Consider the following 16754-nt stretch of genomic DNA (forward strand, 5'->3'; position numbering starts at 1 on the left):
CACTTGCCCGTACGGCCGGTTCGCGCCATCCGAGCTTTGTCCGCCTACCGTCACTCCCGTTCAGAGACGGTCGAAGACAGAGCCCATCCTGGGGCTGAAAAGCCGCTCGTAGGTCTTGAGTAGGTAGGCGTCGGTCATGCCGGCGATGTAGTCGCAAATCACGCGCGGCTTCTCCCGAGCACTCTCGTATTCCTTGAAGGTCGATTTCGGGAGAAAGGCATCCGGCTCGGACGATAAGGCCTCGAACACCGCCACGACCATGCCCTGTCCCTTGAACTCAAGGTGCTGGACACCCGGGCTGAAGATGACGACCTTGCGGACGAGCTTCTTCAACGCCTCCAGGAATGTGCTGGCCTCGGGCGCGATGCCTGCACGAAAGCGGATGAGCGGCTCCGTGAACGGCTCCCTCGTCTCGATGAGGCAACTGTTGATGAGGTAAGCGACCATCCTCCCGATGGTTCGCTTCCTCGTACCTCCGTCACCGAACAGCCGATCCAGGAACTGCCCGTAGACGTCGTTCGTGAACTCTTCGGGATACTTGTCCGCCAAACGCGCCAGGAAGCCGGCGCATGCGGCCTCGGGCACGTTCGCCTCGAAATCCGCTCGTGTGAGAAGTCCTATCGCGACGGAATCCTCCAGGTCGTGGACGCCGAAGCCGATGTCGTCGGCGATGTCCATGATGCTGCAATCGAAGGACTTATGGAGAGGCTTGCGGTGCTTGCCCTCCACCTCGTCGAAGCTGGTGAAGGCGGTCCTGTCAGCATCGCTGAGGGGCTTCAGGATCCAGTCGACGACCGGCTGCTCACAATCGAGGTAGCACTTCGGCGGCTTGGACGCCTCACGGTCGATGATCCGGATGGTCTGGGGACCGGCACGGAGGCCGGGCTTGATGTCCGGATTTCGCGCGAGACTGAAGGGTACGGGGTACTTCAGTACCCCGAGCAAGGTCCGGCGCATCAGGTTCGCGCCGGCGTCCTTCGAGAACTTTTCGAGCCTCGACAGGATGCGCAGGGTCTGGCCGTTGCCTTCGAAGCCGCCGTCGTCCCGCAAGCAGTAATTGAGGGCGACCTCCCCTCCGTGGCCGAACGGGGGATGACCCAGGTCGTGCGTCATGCCTATGGCCTGGATCATGCTGAGATCCGGGATATGGGGGAAGGCCTCATGCCCGGGGAACGCCTTCTCGAAGTGCCGGGCGACCCCGCCGGCGATCTGCGCCACCTCCAGGGAATGGGTGAGCCGCGTCCTGTAGAAGTCGCTGTCGCCAAGGTTCAGGATCTGCGTCTTGCCCTGGAGGCGACGGAACGAGGCTGAGTGGATGACCCGACTGTAGTCGGTCGCTGGCCCGTCGCGGGCATCGTCGACCTGTGGCTTCCAGTTTTCGAAGCGTTCGTTCCAAACCATTTCGTCCTCCTTCGAAGAATACGCGATTACGGCGGCCTCCCGAACGGAGCCCCGGATGTGTTCACGTGAGGTGCGGTGGGGCCCCGATTCCCCGGGTCTTCCAGTGCGGACAAGCGTCGGCTCACCAAGTCGACGGTTCGGAGGACGCGTCCTGCGTGGGCTCGTCCCGCGGTGACGGCGGGCGGGCGTGGAGCAGGTCCGGCAGATCCACGAGATGCAGGGTCGGGTCGGCGTCGGCCTGTGCCCGGACGTCATCGGTGAACCCGCTGCGTGAATACAGCAGGAAGATCCGCCCGGTCGCCCCTCGCGGGAAACGTGCGGCCTCGGCGCGCACGCGAAGCCTTTCGAGGACGGACCGGTCCACGGCGCTATTGGTCCATTTGCACTCGCCGAAGATCGCGTTCCCATCGAGGTCGAAGCCGGCAATGTCGAGATCGAAGCCGGCGTGACCCCATTCCTGGCCGATCCGTTGCGCCGGGACGCCCGTCATCTCCTGAAGGTGCGACCTCGCGTGCTCCCGGCAAATCTCCTCGAAGGCACCGCCCATGTACTCCGGGAGCTTGGGTTGAACCTGTCGCCTCATCACCTCGACGCCGGCGTCGCGGGCGACCGCCGACGCGTTCGGCAGGACGAAACGGTGCCAGAACGCCATCATCGGGTCCGCCACGACGTAGCGGCTGTCCCTTTCCCTCGGGGTCGCGTCCATGGAGTTCTCGCGCCGCAGGATGCGCAGACCTGTCAGGGTCTCCAGGTAGGACGAAACCCCTGACGTCGCCTTCGTCTCGGGGATGCGGTTCGCGATCTGGGAGCCGGTGTTGAGCCCGTGCGCGATGGCCGAGATGATGCTTGAGTAACGGTTGACCCGACCGACCTCCGACTGGAGGATGTTGGTTGGCTCCTCGACGAAGCGTCCCGAAGGCGTGAAGAGCAGCCGAAGGACGTTCTTCCCGAGGGGGGCACGTGGATCGACGGCGCGCAAATAGTGCGGGATGCCGCCGAAGATGGCGTAGGCGGTCACCTTGTCCACGTCGGGCCATCCCGGGAAGAAGTTCGCCGCGTCCCGGAGGGGAAGGGGGCCGATGTCGAGCGAGCGGGTCTTGCGGCCGTAGAGCGGGTTGCTCTCCGCCTGCAGGATTTCCATCTGGGCGATGGCCGAACCGCATAGGACGAGCTTCAGCGCGCCCGCCTCGGCCACGCGGCTGTCCCAGAACTTTTGGAGCACCGACGGCAGGGCCTTGTCCCCCTCCACGAGGTACGGGAACTCGTCCAGCATGACGACGAGCCCCGGGGCCTTCTCGGCGGCATGCCGCGCGAGGAACCTCAGCGTCCCCGTCCAGTCGGAGATGCCCTCGATGCGTGGATCGGCTCCCAGCGACTGCGCGATCTCGGCTTGGAACTGCGCCAGGTTCGCCGATGCCTCGACCTTGGTGGCCTGGAAATAGACGTGGGGACGGGCCTTGGCCGACTCTTGGATCAGCCTGGACTTACCCACGCGGCGGCGCCCGTAGACCATGACCAGGGCCGGGACCTCGCTGGCGTACTCGTCTGCCAGGACGTCGAGCTCGATCTGCCTGCCGATGAATTCCATGCCGTCTATCTCGATAATCCCCATTATCATAATCTGGATTATCGGAATTGCAAGGCCGTCCTTTCGTCGTCCGGAACGACGGCCGTGAGGAGCGACGGGTCAGATGTAGTATCGCTAGTCCCCCTGCACGCCGAAGCCCTGTGTGCAGCTCGGCCAGACGACGGGTTGCCTCCACGATTGCGGGCTACGGACGCACGAACCTTGGAAGCCGTATGGGCCGACCTCACCTTGGCCTCATGGCCAGCGAGTTCGACGTCATCATCGTAGGGGGAGGCGCCGCCGGCATCGGCGCCGCGCGGCGGCTTGCGGCTCATGGCACTTCGGCCTTGCTGCTTGAGGCGTCAGCCCGCCTTGGAGGCCGCGCGTACACGCAGAACCTGGGAGGCTACCCGCTCGATCTCGGCTGCGAGTGGCTCCACTCCGGCGACCGCAACGCCTGGGTCGACATCGCCGAGGCATCCGGCTTTCCGGTCGACCGCAGTGACCCTCCTTGGACCAAGGCGCACCCCGGCATCGTCCAGGACGAGGAGGGTCAGGCCGCGGCGTGGAGGGCATACGGCGACTGGGAGGAGCGACTCCGCATGGTGGCGGCGGGCAGCGACCGGGCCAGCGACGCCCTTGAGCCAGGCGGTACGTGGAACGCCTACGTGCGGGCCATTGCAGGCTTCATGAGCGGTATGGCGCCCGAACAGATCTCCGCGACCAATTACCTCGCCTACGACGATGCCTCGACGGGTAAGAACTGGAACCTGCCACTAGGCTACGGCACGCTGGTCGCCGCCAGCCTGCCGTCCTCGACCACCCTGCGACTGGCCACCCCCGCCGAACGGATCGACCTGACGGCGGATGGCGTCGCCGTCACCACCCGCGCCGGTACGGTCCGCGCCCGGGTCGCCATCATCACCAGCTCGACAGCGGTTCTCGCCGGGGACGCGATCCGCCTTCCCGCTGGGACCGAACCCTGGCGCGAGGCCGCCGCCGCCCTGCCTCTCGGGCGAAACGAGAAGGTCTTCCTGGAGATCGGACGCGATGCCGCGTTCGAGCCGGACTCGCATGCCTACGGCGACCTGCATGACGCGAGGTCCGCCTCCTATTCGATCCGCCCCAACGGCTGGCCGGTCATTGAGGCGTTCCTCGGCGGCGAAGGAGCCCGCATCCTGGATGAGGAGGGTCCGGCCGCCGGCTTCGCTTATGTCTCGGCCGAGCTGACCGCCCTGTTCGGCAGCGACGTGGCATCGGCGATCCGGCCCATCGCGGCGACGTCGTGGAGCCGAATGGCGTCCATCGGCGGCGCGTATAGTTGCGCGCTTCCGGGTCGATCCGATGCGCGGGCGCGTTTGGCCCTGCCTTTCGAGGACCGGCTCTTCTTCGCGGGCGAGGCGACACACCCCCAGGACTTCACGACGGCGCATGGGGCTCACGACAGCGGGCAAAGGGCCGCCGATGAGGCCCTATCTTCCCTCTCGAAGAGGAGGCGCGGATCGGTGCGCGCAGTCTCCTGACCGGCCAGGTCGTGGTCACAGGGTGTCCGCTGACGCTCGTTGCGAGAGGCTGCTTCCGACCCAACCCGGTCGTACATGCCCCTATGTGGGCTGCCCGAGAGCAGACATGAACTGAGATGAAACTCGACGAAAACCTATTCATTGCCCAAGTACAGCCCCACCTGTTAAAAAGCTCACCGAGAAGGCAAAGCAGGTCGGAAAGCAGCGGCGATGATATCTGCATACGCAGCGCGCGTAGTCATTCGTCGCTTTGAAGGTCGGCGTCGCCAGCAGCACCTTCAGGGAGGAACCACTCAGTCTTACCGCTAAATCGCTGCGTAAGGTTCATCGCCAGTCTAAGGCCAACGTGGCGATGGATACCGAACGCGAGGTTTTTTGAGGGACCGATCTCATGCTCCTTGTACTAGGCCATTGCCCAGCCGCTCTTGACGATCCCGCTCTCTCAGCTGTCGACGGCGGGCCTCGCCCCGCGCGACACAGCCGATGCCTCGGCGCTCTCGAACATGATGCACAATCTCGGCGGCTCCATCGGCATCGCCATGCTCACGACGATGATCGACCGGCGCGAGCACATGCACTTCTCGGTGCTGGCGGAGGCGATCACGGTGAATGCGACCCGCACCCAGGACCGCCTCGCGGCTTTGGCCGCCGGACTGCACGGTCACATCGCCGACCAAGCCGCTGCCAAGGGCGCCGCCATCGGCATGCTGGCGAGCCAGGTGCGCCGAAAGGCTACCGTCATGGCCTGCGCGGACGGATTCTACCTCCGGCGTCAGCTTCGTGCTCAGCTTTGGCGTCGTGGCCATCCTCAAGAAGCCGCAGCGGACGGCGGGCCCCGTGGAGGCCCACTGAACCTGCCGCTCGACAGAGTCGTCACGTCACGTCGCGTGACGGTGCGATAGGTGGCCGGCTGCGCTCTGCCCCCTCGCGCAGCCGGCCACGCATATCTGATGGATACGCCGTAGGCGCGCGGACGCGGCGACGGGGCCGGTACGCTATCGGCCCGGGACTGCCATCCTCACCGGGAAATCGAGGTCCGTCACGCCGTCGGGAGCGAGCAACTCGCTCGGAGGCGGGCCGAATGGCGCCGCCGCCGCGACAGCCGCCTTGAGACGCTTCCCGATGCTTTCCGGAGGCGGCGGGTTCCCGAACCTCACATCCAGCACGGTGCCATCGGCGGCGACGCGGATATGGACGTCGACCGTCCGGGCCTTCCGTGACCTCGACGTCCCCGCCACCAGCGCAGCCGCACCCTCGACGCGTTCCACCACGTCCGCCACCCACGCACGGCCGGCGCGACCGACGGCATCCTTAGCGGAGGCCAGGGTGATCAGGGTTGCGACGCAGAAGGCGCCCGCCGCGATACGTGACAGCATGTCAGTCGAGTTCCCTCGTGGGCCCGCCCGTGTCCGGGTGGGCGCGATTTGGTCCCTGCGGCTTGGATCGGCGCAGGGACCCATCGCCGGAGCATGTTGCCAGAGGCGCCGGCGATGGCACAACGATAAAGGAACAGAACAGTGTCTTTAACGTTTCCCGTCGGACCGAGTCGGGAGCGTGTGCCCGGACCAACGACACGGAACCGACACGATGCCGAAGTTTCCCCTCCACTGCCTCCTGGCCCTGGGTGTCCTCGCCGCCGGGTCCTCCAGTTCGAGGGCCGGCGAGGATGAGCAGGCCGCGCTGTGCCGCGGCGACGTCATGCGGCTCTGCCTGACTTCGATACCCGACCGGGGGCGCATCGTGAGTTGCATGAAGGCTCAGCGGGCCAGCCTCAGCCCGGGTTGCAGGGCCGTGTTCGACGTCGGCCCGCGCGACGGTGCGGCACGGCGCTCTGCCAGCCTGCGCTGAGCCGGCGACCACCACTCCCGACCGGCGGCATCGCCGCCGAACCTTTCATGAACCCGGCCGACCCGGAGACAAAGACCCATGCCCAGATTCACGCTCGCCCTCGGGCTCCTCGCGACCCTCGCACTCCCGGCGCACGCCCAGGAAACGGTGCCCGGAGGCAGGCCGAAGCTGCTTCTGTATGGGAACTACTGCGGCCCCGGGAGCAACGCCCCCGCCGCACCCATCGATGCGCTCGATGCCGCCTGCGCCCGCCACGACGCCTGCACACCTGACGAGGGCCTGCCGACGAAGGCGTGCAACATGCGCCTGCAGGTGGAAGCGGAGCGCGTCGCCGCCGACCCGAGCCAGCCGGAGGACCTTCGCATGATGGCGGGGGTGGTCGCGTCCGGCGCGGCCATGATGCCATCGACGTCGGTCGCCGGCGGCGGCTTTCCCCCCTCGCAAGCCCGCGTCGCATCGCGTCGCCCGCTTCCCGCCGCCGTCGTGACGGACGGGTACTGATGCCGAGGCCGGCTTCGGAGCGAAGCTCGCAGGGGAACGGACGCGTCAGCGCATGGCCGCAGGCGCGCCCCTATTCACGCAGGGCGATCCGGGAAGCGCTTGAAGCCGGTTTCACGACCGAGGAGCTCAGCGGCGTCCTCGGTGACCGCGATCCCACCGACCTGGTCCCGCCCCACCGCCACGAGGCCGTCCCCGAATACGGACGGCGGGCCGCTGGCGAGATCATGGTCCGCTACGTTCAATCGTAGGCGCCCCGGCGGCATCCGCGCCAGCCCGTATCCCGTGCTCCCCGGCGCCCATCGGCCCCGCGCCGGAGGGGGGCTGCCCATCGCCGACGTTCCCGAGACCGAACCCGGCAGGCGAGCGCCTGCCCGACCCTTCGAGCAGGCCCGCTACCCGCCTCCCACCATGTCGGTTCGAAGGGCGACGCGAAAACTACCGAAAAAGGGAACTGAGCCGTGCCTTTATTGTTGTGATCCTCAACGAGCCGATCCGCCCTGCCGGCTGCCAGCCGGACGGATCGCGACGTTCCCGGAAAGGACGAACTTCCATGAAAATGCTCCCGCGTTTGACCATCGCGCTCCTGTCTGTCGCCACGGCGGCCTCCGCGTCCGCCCAGGACTTCGGTCCCTCCATCCTCTCGCCCGCCTCCCCCGACGTGAACACCAGCGTGTTCCGTGCCGAGGCCCTGCGCGGCGACGCCTACAGCATCGAGGCCAGCCGCCTGGCGCTGGCACGCTCCAACAACCCGAGGATCCGCGCCCAGGCCAACACGGTCATCACGAACCGCCAGGCGACCACGGACGCGCTCCTGCCGCCCGGCACGTCGCTGACCCCGGACGGGCTCGTGGTCGCCGACGCGGGCCGGGGCTCCATCAACTCGCCGCTGGGCCTCATCACCGCTCCGCTCACCATCGCCGGCGGCGTCGTCGGTGCGGTGACCGGCGTCGTCGACAACCGGCCGTCCGAGCCCGGCAAGCGGGTCGCCCTCGATCCGGTCCGGCAGAAGAAGCTCGCCGACCTCGACGCGTCGCGCGGCCGCGCCTTCGACCGAACCTACGCCGGTCAGCAGGCCGCCTCCGATGCCGAGACGCTCAAGCTGTACCAGGCATACGCCCGGACCGGCGACAGCGCCCAGGGACGTCAGTTCGCGCGCCAGGCCACGCCGATGCTGCAGGACGAGTTCGACGGGTCGGCGCGCCTTCAAGGCCTGACCGCCGAGGATGACGACGCCGCGTTCTGAGGCAACGACGGCGGAGCGACGAATGCCTAGGCTCGTCGCTCCGCCCGACGCGATGGTGGATCGGCGTGAGGGGCGGTTCGGAGGGGACGGCGGGTGTGACCACGCCATCGTTCCGTCGGCCGTCCCTCCATCGCGTCGGACAGCGAACCACCGTCGCGGGCATCCGGAGTGAAATCGACTGCCAATCCCAGGTGCCCTCCCGACCATGCACGAGGAAGCCATCAGGTGCGGCGACACGAGGTGGTGGTGGTCGGCGGCGGGGTTGCGGGTCTCGACCTGGCGACGCGACTGGCCGGCAAGACATCGGGCGGCGTGAAGCTCCGGGTCACCTTGGTGGATCGCGAAGCGGCCTACGTCTGGAAGCCGATGATCCACACCGTCGCCGCCGGCACCGCCGAGGCCGGCATGCAGCAGACGGTCTACGCCGCCCAAGCGCTCACCCACGGATTCCGCTTCGAGTTCGGCCAGGCAATCGGCGTGGATCGCGATGCCCGCCTGGTCCATCTCGCCGCGATCCGGGCGGACGGGTCGATCATGGTTCCCGAACGCTCCGTCGCCTACGATACCCTGGTCCTGGCGGTCGGGAGCCGCGCGAACGATTTCGGCACGCCGGGCGTCGACCGGCATTGCGTGCGGATCGACGGCCTCTCGGACGCGATCGCCTTCAACGACCGGCTCCGTGTCGAGATGCTGAGGAGCGCCGCCTCGACATCGCCGCTGACGGTCGGGATCGTCGGGGGCGGGGCGACCGGGGTCGAATTGGCGGCCGAGCTCGTGCGGACCTTGAGGGTCGCGGAACGCTACGGCGTCGTCGGCGCCGCCGGGCGGCTCAGGATCGTCCTGATCGAATCCGGACACCGCCTGCTCGGTCCGTTCCCCGTACGCGTCGCCGTCGCGGCCCGCCGGAAACTCGAACAGCTCGGCATCGAGGTTCGAACATCAACCCGCGTCGCCGCCGTGGACCGTACTGGCTTCCGGACCGAGAGCGGCGACCGCATCGATGCGGACCTGATGGTGTGGGCGGCGGGCGTGAAGGCGCCGGCCCTGCTCGACGCGTTCGCGGATCTCGAACGTGGTCACGGCGGCCGGCTCGTGGTCGGGCCGACCCTGGCCGTCGAGGCGGACCCGCGCATCTTCGCGCTCGGCGACTGCGCCAGTCCTTGCCTCCCCGGGCGCCGGCAGCCCGTACCGACGACGGCACAGGCCGCGAGCCAGCAGTCCCGGTATCTGGGCCGGCACCTGCCCGAGCTCATTGCGGGCCGGCCCGCTCCTCCTGCCGAGTACCATGACTTCGGATCGTTGGTGACGTTGGGAGGCTTCGACGCCTACGGGACGCTCGGGCGCTTCGGCCTGTTCGACGGCGGCTTCCTGCGCGGTCGGGTGGCGCAGTTCGGACATGCCATGCTGTACCGAGCCTTCCAGGTCCGTCTCCACGGTCTCGCGAAGGGCATGCTGCTCTGGATGCTCGACACGCTCGGCCGTCGGGTCAGGCCCTCAGCGCGGCCCGACTGACCCGGTGCGGGGCAGGCCCTCCCGGCACGCCGCCATGAAGAAGTCGACGCAGCGCTTGAGCGTCTCCCGCTTCACATGGGACATGCCCGGGCGCTCCAAGCCGAGCTCCGCCATGTCGACGAAACCGCGAATGGCGATGCTGAGGAACATGTCGCCCGTGTGCCTGACGTCGTCGACCGCGATCTCGCCGGAGGCATTGCCTTCCTCCAGGCATCGCTCGATCAGCGGGGCTACACGGACGATCCCGAAATCGTGCAGTAGCCGGGCGAATTCCGGGAAACGTGCGGCCTCGGCGACGATGATACGTCGAACGGCGATGGAGTCGACGCTGAGGGCGACCTCCAGCGTTGCGAGCGCGATGCGGTGGAGCCGCTCCGCTACCGGGCCGGCCTGCGAAGCCGCAGACTCGATGGCTGGAACGTTCTCCTCGATGAACCGCACGATGACGGCCTCGAAGAGGTCTTCCTTGGAGCTGAACCGCGCGTAGATGGTCTTCTTGGAGATGCCCGCCGAGCCGGCGATGGCGTCGATGCTGGCCGCCTCGTAGCCCTCCGACAGGAAGACGGGCTTCGCCGCCGCCAGGATGCGCAGGGTCGCATCGCCCTCCGATCCGCGAGGGGGGCGTCCGAGCCGGCTCGGAGTCCGCTTCGTCACTTCCTTGGCGTTCACTGGGAACCCTCCCGCTCACGGAAACGTGCTCAGAACATTATGCTTCGGCTTGGCTGTAAAGGCTAGAGGGGCACCCGCACCCTGCGCAGGGCGTGTCACCCGCTCAACCTACACCGTTGCGGTCCTGCAACGAACGCTATAGGGAACGAAACAGTTTCTTTGTTTCGGATAGATTTCTGATGGCGCGCGCGGAAGAGGACGAAGGCCGGGCGCCCCCCAATGGGACCGAGCGGTCGGACGACGACAGGTCCGAGGAGGGCAGCTTCGACCCCGGCCGTTCCGACGATTCCGGTTCGACCGGGGAGGAGAAGAGCGGTGGGGACAAAAAACCCTCGCCGCTGAAAAAAACCTGGGTGAAGGGCCTGCTCGTCCTGCTCGGCCTCGCCGTCCTCGTCGGCGGTGGAATCTGGGGTTTCCGATACTGGACCGTCGGGCGGTTCATTCAGGAGACGAACGACGCCTACGTCCAGGCCGACCAGGTGGCGATCTCTCCCCAAGTCTCCGGCTATGTCGCGACGGTGCCGGTCGTGGCCAACCAGATCGTCACCGCCGGGCAGGTCCTTGCGACCGTCGACGATGGGCAGTACCGCGCCAAGCTCGCTCAGCAGCAGGCGCAGGTCGACGCCCGCCAGGCAGACGTCGCACGGGCCGAGGCCGACCTCGTCCGCCAACAGGCTCAGATCGATCAGGCGAAGGCCCAGGTCGCGGCCTCGCAGGTCACCGCGAAGTTCTCCGCCGAGCAGGTCCGGCGCTACAAGCCGCTGGCCGCGTCGGGCGCGGACACGGTGGAGAAACTCGACCAGTACAAGAGCCAGGCCGAACAGAACCAAGCGCAGGTCGACGTCAACCAGGCTCAGGTCCAGTCCGCCGAGAAGCAAGTCGCCTCCCTGAAGGCCGCCGTCACGCAGGCCAAGGCGGCCGTCGACCAGGCCCGGGCCGGGGTGACGCAGGCCCGGCTCGACCTCGATCATGCGGTGGTGAAAAGCCCCATCGCCGGTCGCGTCGGCGACCTCACCGCCCGCATCGGCCAGTACGTCCAGGGCAGCACCCGGCTGATGGCGGTGGTTCCGGTCGAGGACCTCTACATCGAGGCGAACTACAAGGAGACCCAGATCGGGTTGATGCGGGTCGGCCAGCCGGTGACCATCGCGGTCGATGCCCTGTCGAGCCACGACCTCAAGGGGCGGGTGGCGAGCTTCTCGCCGGGGACGGGCGCACAGTTCGCCCTGATCCCGCCGGAGAACGCCACCGGCAACTTCACCAAGATCGTCCAGCGCGTGCCTGTCCGCATCCGCTTCAAGGCCGGCGGCGAGGCGCGCAAGGTCCTGATCCCGGGCCTGTCCGTCGTCGTCTCCGTCGATACCCGCGGAGCCCGGGACGACCAGGAGGAGGATGACGAGGAGGCCGATGAGACGAAGGTCTCCGAGGCCGGCCCCGGGGCCCAGCCGACCCAGCGGACGCGCAACGCGAAGGCCCGTCCATGAGTGCGGCCAGCCCATCCGCACGCAATTCGCAAGGCGGCGAGAAGGCGGACGCGGCCGCGTGGCTCGCGGTGGCCGCCGGCACCATCGGCGCGCTGATGGCGACGCTCGACACCTCCATCGTCAACGCGGCCCTCCCGACCATCCAGGGCGAGATCGGAGCGTCGGGCTCGGAGGGCACCTGGATCTCGACCTCCTATCTCGTGGCCGAGATCATTATGATCCCGCTGTCCGGGTGGCTGGAGAAGGTGTTCGGGCTGCGCAGCTTCCTCCTGGTCATGACCATCCTGTTCGTCGGCTTCTCGATGCTGTGCGGCATCTCGGGAAACCTCGGCACGATGATCGTCGGACGCGTCGGCCAGGGCTTCACCGGCGGCGCCATGATCCCGACGGCGCTCAGCATCGTCTCGACGCGTCTGCCGCCGGCGCAGCGCCCGGTCGGCGTCGCCCTGTTCGGGCTGACGGCCGTGCTCGGCCCCGTGCTCGGCCCACTGATCGGCGGCTGGCTCACCGAGAACGTCAGCTGGCACTATTCGTTCTTCCTCAACCTGCCCATCGGCATCGGCCTCGTCGTGCTCCTGCTCGTCGGCCTGCCCCACAAGCCGGCGCAACTCGGGCGCATCGCGCAAGGGGACTGGCTCGGCATCGTCGGGCTCGCCGTCGGGCTCGGCTGCCTGACCATCGTGTTGGAGGAGGGCCAGCGCGAGCAGTGGTTCGAGTCCTCGTTCATCGTCTGGTTCAGCGTCGCCGCCGCCTGCGGCTTCGTCCTAATCATCCTCGGGCAGGTGACGGCGCGCGAGCCCGTCATCGACATGCGCATCCTGTTCACGCGCAGCTTCGGCAGCGTGTTCCTGATGAGCTTCGCCATCGGCGGGGCGCTCTACGGCATCCTCTACCTGATCCCGCAGTTCCTCAGCCAAGTGCCGCGCTACAACTCCGAGCAGTCGGGCTACGTCGTCCTGATCTCGGGCGTGCCCACGCTCCTGTTCATGCCGTTCTTCCCCCTGCTGGTACGGATCCTCGACATCCGGGTCGCCATCGGGTTCGGCATCCTCTGTTATGCCGCCAGTTGCTTCATGGAAGCCGGCCTCACCACGGAGGACGCCGGCCAGCAATTCGTCATGTCGCAGTTGCTGCGCGGCGTCGGGCAGGCCTTCGCCCTGCTGTTCCTCAACCAGGCCGCGGCCACCGCCGTCGACCAGGACAAGGCCGAGGACGCCTCCGGCCTGTTCAACGGGGCGCGCAACCTCGGGGGTTCCTTCGGCCTCGCCCTGATCTCGACCCTGCAGCAGCGCCGAGACGACTTCCACAACGCGCGCCTGGAGGAGTCCGTTCGGGCGAACTCGGTGATCGTCCAGGACCGCATCGACGCCATGGTCGGCCCCGGTGGCCCGGAGGCCATGCGGCAGGCGCTCGGCGGCCTGAAGCGGATGATCGGTGCGCAGGCGACCGTGATGACCTTCTCCGACCTGTTCTTCGTCTTCGGCTGGATCCTGCTCGCGGTCCTGCCCCTCGTCCTTTTCCTGCGCCCGCCGCCGAAGGGCGGCCCGGTGGCGATGCACTGAGGCCGCCGCGATGTTTCCCCTGAATGCCCGTCCCGGCCTCGCCCTGGCGGTCGCCGGCCTCCTCGGCGGCTGCGTGGTCGGCCCCGACTACGCCGGCTCGCCGGTCGCCGCGCAGCGCGCCGAGAGCGGCGCCCCCTTCGTCCGCGCCACCTCCGCGCGCATGGTGCCGGTCGACCCGCCGGCCCGGTGGTGGACGTCGCTGCGCGATCCCATCCTGTCCGACCTCGTCGAGGAGGCGCTTGCGACCAACACGAACGTGCAGGTCGCCTCGGCCCGGCTGCGCCAGTCCCGCGCCATGCTGGCCCAGCGTACCGCCGACCTCGCCCCGACGGTCTCCTCGAACGCGGTTGCGCTCAACAACCAGTTCCCCGTCAGGGACTTCGTCGGCCGTGGGCTCACGAGCGGCCTCGGCTCCGCCACGGGGTCGGCCGACGGCGCCGTGACGATTCCGAAGTCGATCAATACCGACCTCTACAACGCCAGCTTCGACGCCACGTGGGAGATCGACATCTTCGGCGGCAAGCAGCGGGCCATCGAGCAGGCGGCCGCGCAGGGCGAGGCTGCCGAGGCCGCGGTGGCGGACGCGCAGGTCCAGGTCGCCGCCGAAGTCGCGCAGGCCTACGTCACGCTTCGCGGGGCGCAGCGCCGCCTCGCCCTGACCCTGCGCGCCGCGTCGCTCCAGCGCGAGGCCGTAGGCCTGAGCCAGCAGCGGCTCGCCGGCGGGGCCGCCTCGTCCCTCGACGTCGAGCGCCTGCGCACGCAGTTCGAGACCACCGCGTCCCAGGCGCCCGCCTTCCAGGCGCAGATCGACCAATCCCTGAACCAGATCGCGGTGCTCGTCTCGCGCGAGCCGGGCGCCGTCGACGCCCTCCTGAAGCCCGCCCGCCCTGTGCCGGTGCCGCCCTCCACGCTGGCGGTGGGCGATCCGGCGGGCATGCTCCGCCGCCGACCGGACATCCGTCGCGCGGAGCGCCAGATCGCCGCCGCCAACGCCCAGATCGGACAGGCGGTGGCGAGGCTGTTCCCGAAGGTCAGCCTCCTCGGGAACGCCGGATGGGTCTCGCCGAACATCGGCTCCATCGGCTCGCTCGCCGCCTCGACCTACACCCTCGGGCCGACGCTATCCTGGAACATCCTCGATTTCGGTCGGACGCTGGCGCAGATCCGACAGTCAGAGGCGGGGACCGACGAGGCGCTGGCGCAATACGAGCAGACGGTGCTCCAGGCGCTGCAGGACGCCGAGACCGCCCTGTCGCGCTACGGCCACCAGCGCGCGACCGTCGCCCGCCTCGCCCGGGCCAGCGCCTCGGCCGGCAAGGCCTCGATGCTCACCGACCAGCGCAACACCGCCGGCACGATCAGCACCATCGACGTGCTCGACGTCGAGCGCCAGCGCCTGCAGGCCGAGCAGGGCCTCGCCCAGGCGCAGGCCGAGTACACCAACGACTACGTCGCGCTCCAGAAGAGTCTGGGGCTAGGCTGGAGCCTGCCGGACGAACGCATGTCGGTGGCCCGGCGATGACCCGCTTTCCCGACCTGAAGGAGAGGACCGTGACCGATGCTCCGGACAACATTCCTTCCAGGTCCCTCGCGTGCGCCATCGAGGTCGTCGAAGCCTATGTCGCGAACAACAGGTTGCCGGCGCGGGACGTGCCGGACCTGGTGAAATTCGTCCACGCCGCATTCCTGCGGCTCGCAGACCGAACTTCGGCTCCGGTCGAACGGGTCGCACGCCCGAACGCGGCGGCGATACGTGCGTCGGTCCGACCCAACGGGATCGTCAGCTTCATCGATGGCGGGACCTACAAGACGCTCAAGCGTCACCTGACCGCCGACGGGTTCGACCCGTCCAGCTACCGCGAACGCTACGGCCTCCCCGCCGGCTATCCCATGGTCGCCTCCGCCTACAAGCAGAGACGGTCCGACATCGCCAAGGGAATCGGCTTGGACCTCAAGCGGGACGACGCCGCCCGAGCGGGTTCCACCCGCGAGAGGTCGGAGCGACGTTCGGGCGTGCCCGCACCGACGGCTTGAGCGACAAACTTTTCCGGATCGCGCGACTGCCCCCTCATCGCGCGGTGCGACGGCCGGTCCGACCCTTCCCGATCAACATCGGGCCGGCCGCTTGCCATTCCCGGGATCTTCCCGACCCGGGCGACGCCCCACGACAGGATCAAGCCCGATGACCTCGCCCCGGCGGCCCGTTACACCCTCCAAGGTTCTCATGCTGACGGCGACGCTGGCGCTGGGAGCGTGCGCCTCGGTGCCGCGACAGCCCTACACGGCCGCTGAGGCCCAGGCCGCGGAGGTGGCCGGCATCCCGAACGCCCGCGCATTCGCGGATGCATCGGTCGCGACCCTCACGGCGATGATGGCGGCGCCCGGGGCCCGCGCCCGACCGTTCGCCTACCTCGCCCTCTCGGGCGGCGGCGGCGACGGCGCCTATGGCGCGGGCGTGCTCAAGGGCTGGTCGGAGGCCGGGACGCGCCCGGAGTTCAGCCTCGTCTCCGGCGTCAGCACGGGAGCCTTGACGGCGCCCTTCGCCTTCCTCGGCCCGGCTTACGACCCGGTGCTGGAGGAGATCTACACCAGCGGCGTGGCGAGCACGCTGGTGAAGGACCCGAACCTGGTGAACGTCGTGTTCGGGTCGGGGCTGTTCGGGGACGGGCGCCTGCGCGACCTCGTCGGGCGCTACGTCACGCCGGATCTGCTCGCGGCGGTCGCGGCGGAGCACGCCAAGGGTCGCCGCCTGCTGGTCGTCACGACCAACCTGGACTCGAAAAGGGCCATGATCTGGAACATGGGCGTCATCGCCGCGAGCGGCGCCCCGAATGCGGCGGCGCTGTTCCGCGACGTGCTCACGGCCTCGGCTAGCGTGCCCGCCGTCTTCCCGGCGCAACTCCTCGACGTCGAGGCGGCGGGCCACGGCTTTCAGGAACTCCACGTCGACGGCTCGGTGGTCACGCCGGTCTTCACCGTCCCGCAGGCCGTCATCGCGAACGGCCGCGGCCACGTCTCCGCGCCGACCAAGGCCGACATCTACGTGCTGATGAACGGACGGATCGAGCCCGATTTCGAGCTCGTCCCCGACGACACCCTGTCTATCGTCAAGGAGACGGTCGCCACGGGCAGCCAGGCCCGCAGCCGCGCGAGCCTGGCCGCGACCTACGCGTTCGCGCGGGCGAACCGAATCGGATTTCACCTGACCTACATCGACGGCGCGGCGCCGCGCACGACCGCTGCGAAGGGGTTCGACACGGCCTACATGCGCAGCCTCCATCGGATCGGCTACGAGAAGGCCCGGTCGGGCACCGCGTGGCAGGACACGGTCCCAGTCGCGCCGATCGTGGCGAGCACGCTTGCGTCTCGATGACGGGCGGCGGAGGCATGCGGGGTTCCAGGACCCCGCTCACGTCGATGTCGGCCCTGCTTCTCGCGGGCCGC

15 protein-coding genes are annotated in these 16754 nt (G+C 68.5%); 11 read left to right on the forward strand and 4 right to left on the reverse strand.

Translation table 11 applies throughout. The annotated features are described in order from the left end of the window. Positions 1–60 precede the first annotated feature (60 nt). Positions 61–1401, reverse strand: a complete 1341-nt coding sequence (locus LGR69_RS28030; RefSeq protein ID WP_230368085.1) for an anti-phage deoxyguanosine triphosphatase — start codon at positions 1399–1401, stop codon at positions 61–63. A 121-nt stretch (positions 1402–1522) separates the two neighbouring features. Then, complete coding sequence (locus LGR69_RS28035; RefSeq protein WP_230368086.1) at positions 1523–3013, reverse strand: AAA family ATPase; 1491 nt, start codon at positions 3011–3013, stop codon at positions 1523–1525. Positions 3014–3225: 212 nt separating this feature from the next. Between LGR69_RS28035 and LGR69_RS28040 the strand changes: the two genes are divergently transcribed. Both LGR69_RS28040 and LGR69_RS28045 read left to right on the forward strand, forming a co-directional pair. Continuing rightward, positions 3226–4491: a flavin monoamine oxidase family protein gene (locus tag LGR69_RS28040; protein WP_230368087.1), complete on the forward strand. Its 1266-nt coding sequence runs from the start codon at positions 3226–3228 to the stop codon at positions 4489–4491. A gap of 425 nt (positions 4492–4916) precedes the next feature. Then, complete coding sequence (locus tag LGR69_RS28045; RefSeq protein WP_230368088.1) at positions 4917–5393, forward strand: hypothetical protein; 477 nt, start codon at positions 4917–4919, stop codon at positions 5391–5393. A gap of 93 nt (positions 5394–5486) precedes the next feature. Here LGR69_RS28045 and LGR69_RS28050 read toward each other — a convergent pair whose 3' ends face one another. Next, positions 5487–5867, reverse strand: a complete 381-nt coding sequence (locus LGR69_RS28050; RefSeq protein WP_230368089.1) for a TonB C-terminal domain-containing protein — start codon at positions 5865–5867, stop codon at positions 5487–5489. Positions 5868–6078: 211 nt separating this feature from the next. On the opposite strand from LGR69_RS28050, the gene LGR69_RS28055 reads away from it, so the two are divergent. From LGR69_RS28055 to LGR69_RS28070, 4 genes are all read left to right on the forward strand, one after another. Then, entirely contained in the window at positions 6079–6339 is a 261-nt protein-coding gene (locus LGR69_RS28055; RefSeq protein WP_230368090.1) for a hypothetical protein, read from the forward strand. A gap of 78 nt (positions 6340–6417) precedes the next feature. Further along, the gene (locus LGR69_RS28060) at positions 6418–6840 is read left to right on the forward strand and encodes a hypothetical protein (RefSeq protein WP_230368091.1); all 423 of its coding nucleotides are present in this window, start codon (positions 6418–6420) and stop codon (positions 6838–6840) included. 550 nt (positions 6841–7390) lie between these two features. Beyond that, positions 7391–8083, forward strand: coding sequence for a DUF4142 domain-containing protein (locus LGR69_RS28065; RefSeq protein ID WP_230368092.1), 693 nt, complete (start codon positions 7391–7393; stop codon positions 8081–8083). Positions 8084–8308: 225 nt separating this feature from the next. Continuing rightward, positions 8309–9595: an NAD(P)/FAD-dependent oxidoreductase gene (locus LGR69_RS28070; RefSeq protein WP_230368093.1), complete on the forward strand. Its 1287-nt coding sequence runs from the start codon at positions 8309–8311 to the stop codon at positions 9593–9595. Here the strand turns inward: LGR69_RS28070 and LGR69_RS28075 are convergent. Next, a complete protein-coding gene (locus LGR69_RS28075; protein WP_230368094.1) occupies positions 9578–10264 on the reverse strand; it encodes a TetR/AcrR family transcriptional regulator in 687 nt (228 codons plus the stop codon). The two genes, LGR69_RS28070 and LGR69_RS28075, sit on opposite strands and share 18 nt — an antisense overlap. A 179-nt stretch (positions 10265–10443) precedes the next feature. Between LGR69_RS28075 and LGR69_RS28080 the strand changes: the two genes are divergently transcribed. From LGR69_RS28080 to LGR69_RS28100, 5 genes are all read left to right on the forward strand, one after another. Next, the gene (locus tag LGR69_RS28080) at positions 10444–11748 is read left to right on the forward strand and encodes an HlyD family secretion protein (RefSeq protein WP_230368095.1); all 1305 of its coding nucleotides are present in this window, start codon (positions 10444–10446) and stop codon (positions 11746–11748) included. Then, the gene (locus LGR69_RS28085) at positions 11745–13310 is read left to right on the forward strand and encodes a DHA2 family efflux MFS transporter permease subunit (RefSeq protein WP_230368096.1); all 1566 of its coding nucleotides are present in this window, start codon (positions 11745–11747) and stop codon (positions 13308–13310) included. Before LGR69_RS28080 ends, LGR69_RS28085 begins: the two co-directional genes overlap by 4 nt. A gap of 10 nt (positions 13311–13320) precedes the next feature. Beyond that, complete coding sequence (locus tag LGR69_RS28090; RefSeq protein ID WP_230368097.1) at positions 13321–14832, forward strand: efflux transporter outer membrane subunit; 1512 nt, start codon at positions 13321–13323, stop codon at positions 14830–14832. Next, positions 14829–15344 (forward strand): Ros/MucR family transcriptional regulator, encoded by a 516-nt coding sequence (locus tag LGR69_RS28095; RefSeq protein ID WP_230368098.1) that lies wholly within the window; start codon positions 14829–14831, stop codon positions 15342–15344. Before LGR69_RS28090 ends, LGR69_RS28095 begins: the two co-directional genes overlap by 4 nt. 148 nt (positions 15345–15492) lie before the next feature. Next, entirely contained in the window at positions 15493–16683 is a 1191-nt protein-coding gene (locus LGR69_RS28100; protein WP_370881417.1) for a patatin-like phospholipase family protein, read from the forward strand. Positions 16684–16754 lie beyond the last annotated feature (71 nt).

The sequence above is a fragment of the Methylobacterium brachiatum genome, assembly GCF_020523825.1.
GTDB classification, from domain to species: domain Bacteria; phylum Pseudomonadota; class Alphaproteobacteria; order Rhizobiales; family Beijerinckiaceae; genus Methylobacterium; species Methylobacterium brachiatum.

What these genes read in the sequence shown, in the direction of transcription:
- LGR69_RS28055 (WP_230368090.1), top strand. Translation starts at nt 6,079, where the DNA reads ATGCCGAAGTTTCCCCTCCACTGCCTCCTGGCCCTGGGTGTCCTCGCC.
- LGR69_RS28085 (WP_230368096.1), top strand. Translation starts at nt 11,745, where the DNA reads ATGAGTGCGGCCAGCCCATCCGCACGCAATTCGCAAGGCGGCGAGAAG.
- LGR69_RS28090 (WP_230368097.1), top strand. Translation starts at nt 13,321, where the DNA reads ATGTTTCCCCTGAATGCCCGTCCCGGCCTCGCCCTGGCGGTCGCCGGC.
- LGR69_RS28040 (WP_230368087.1), top strand. Translation starts at nt 3,226, where the DNA reads ATGGCCAGCGAGTTCGACGTCATCATCGTAGGGGGAGGCGCCGCCGGC.
- LGR69_RS28065 (WP_230368092.1), top strand. Translation starts at nt 7,391, where the DNA reads ATGAAAATGCTCCCGCGTTTGACCATCGCGCTCCTGTCTGTCGCCACG.
- LGR69_RS28080 (WP_230368095.1), top strand. Translation starts at nt 10,444, where the DNA reads ATGGCGCGCGCGGAAGAGGACGAAGGCCGGGCGCCCCCCAATGGGACC.
- LGR69_RS28030 (WP_230368085.1), bottom strand. Translation starts at nt 1,401, where the DNA reads ATGGTTTGGAACGAACGCTTCGAAAACTGGAAGCCACAGGTCGACGAT.
- LGR69_RS28050 (WP_230368089.1), bottom strand. Translation starts at nt 5,867, where the DNA reads ATGCTGTCACGTATCGCGGCGGGCGCCTTCTGCGTCGCAACCCTGATC.
- LGR69_RS28100 (WP_370881417.1), top strand. Translation starts at nt 15,493, where the DNA reads ATGACCTCGCCCCGGCGGCCCGTTACACCCTCCAAGGTTCTCATGCTG.
- LGR69_RS28095 (WP_230368098.1), top strand. Translation starts at nt 14,829, where the DNA reads ATGACCCGCTTTCCCGACCTGAAGGAGAGGACCGTGACCGATGCTCCG.
- LGR69_RS28060 (WP_230368091.1), top strand. Translation starts at nt 6,418, where the DNA reads ATGCCCAGATTCACGCTCGCCCTCGGGCTCCTCGCGACCCTCGCACTC.
- LGR69_RS28035 (WP_230368086.1), bottom strand. Translation starts at nt 3,013, where the DNA reads ATGGGGATTATCGAGATAGACGGCATGGAATTCATCGGCAGGCAGATC.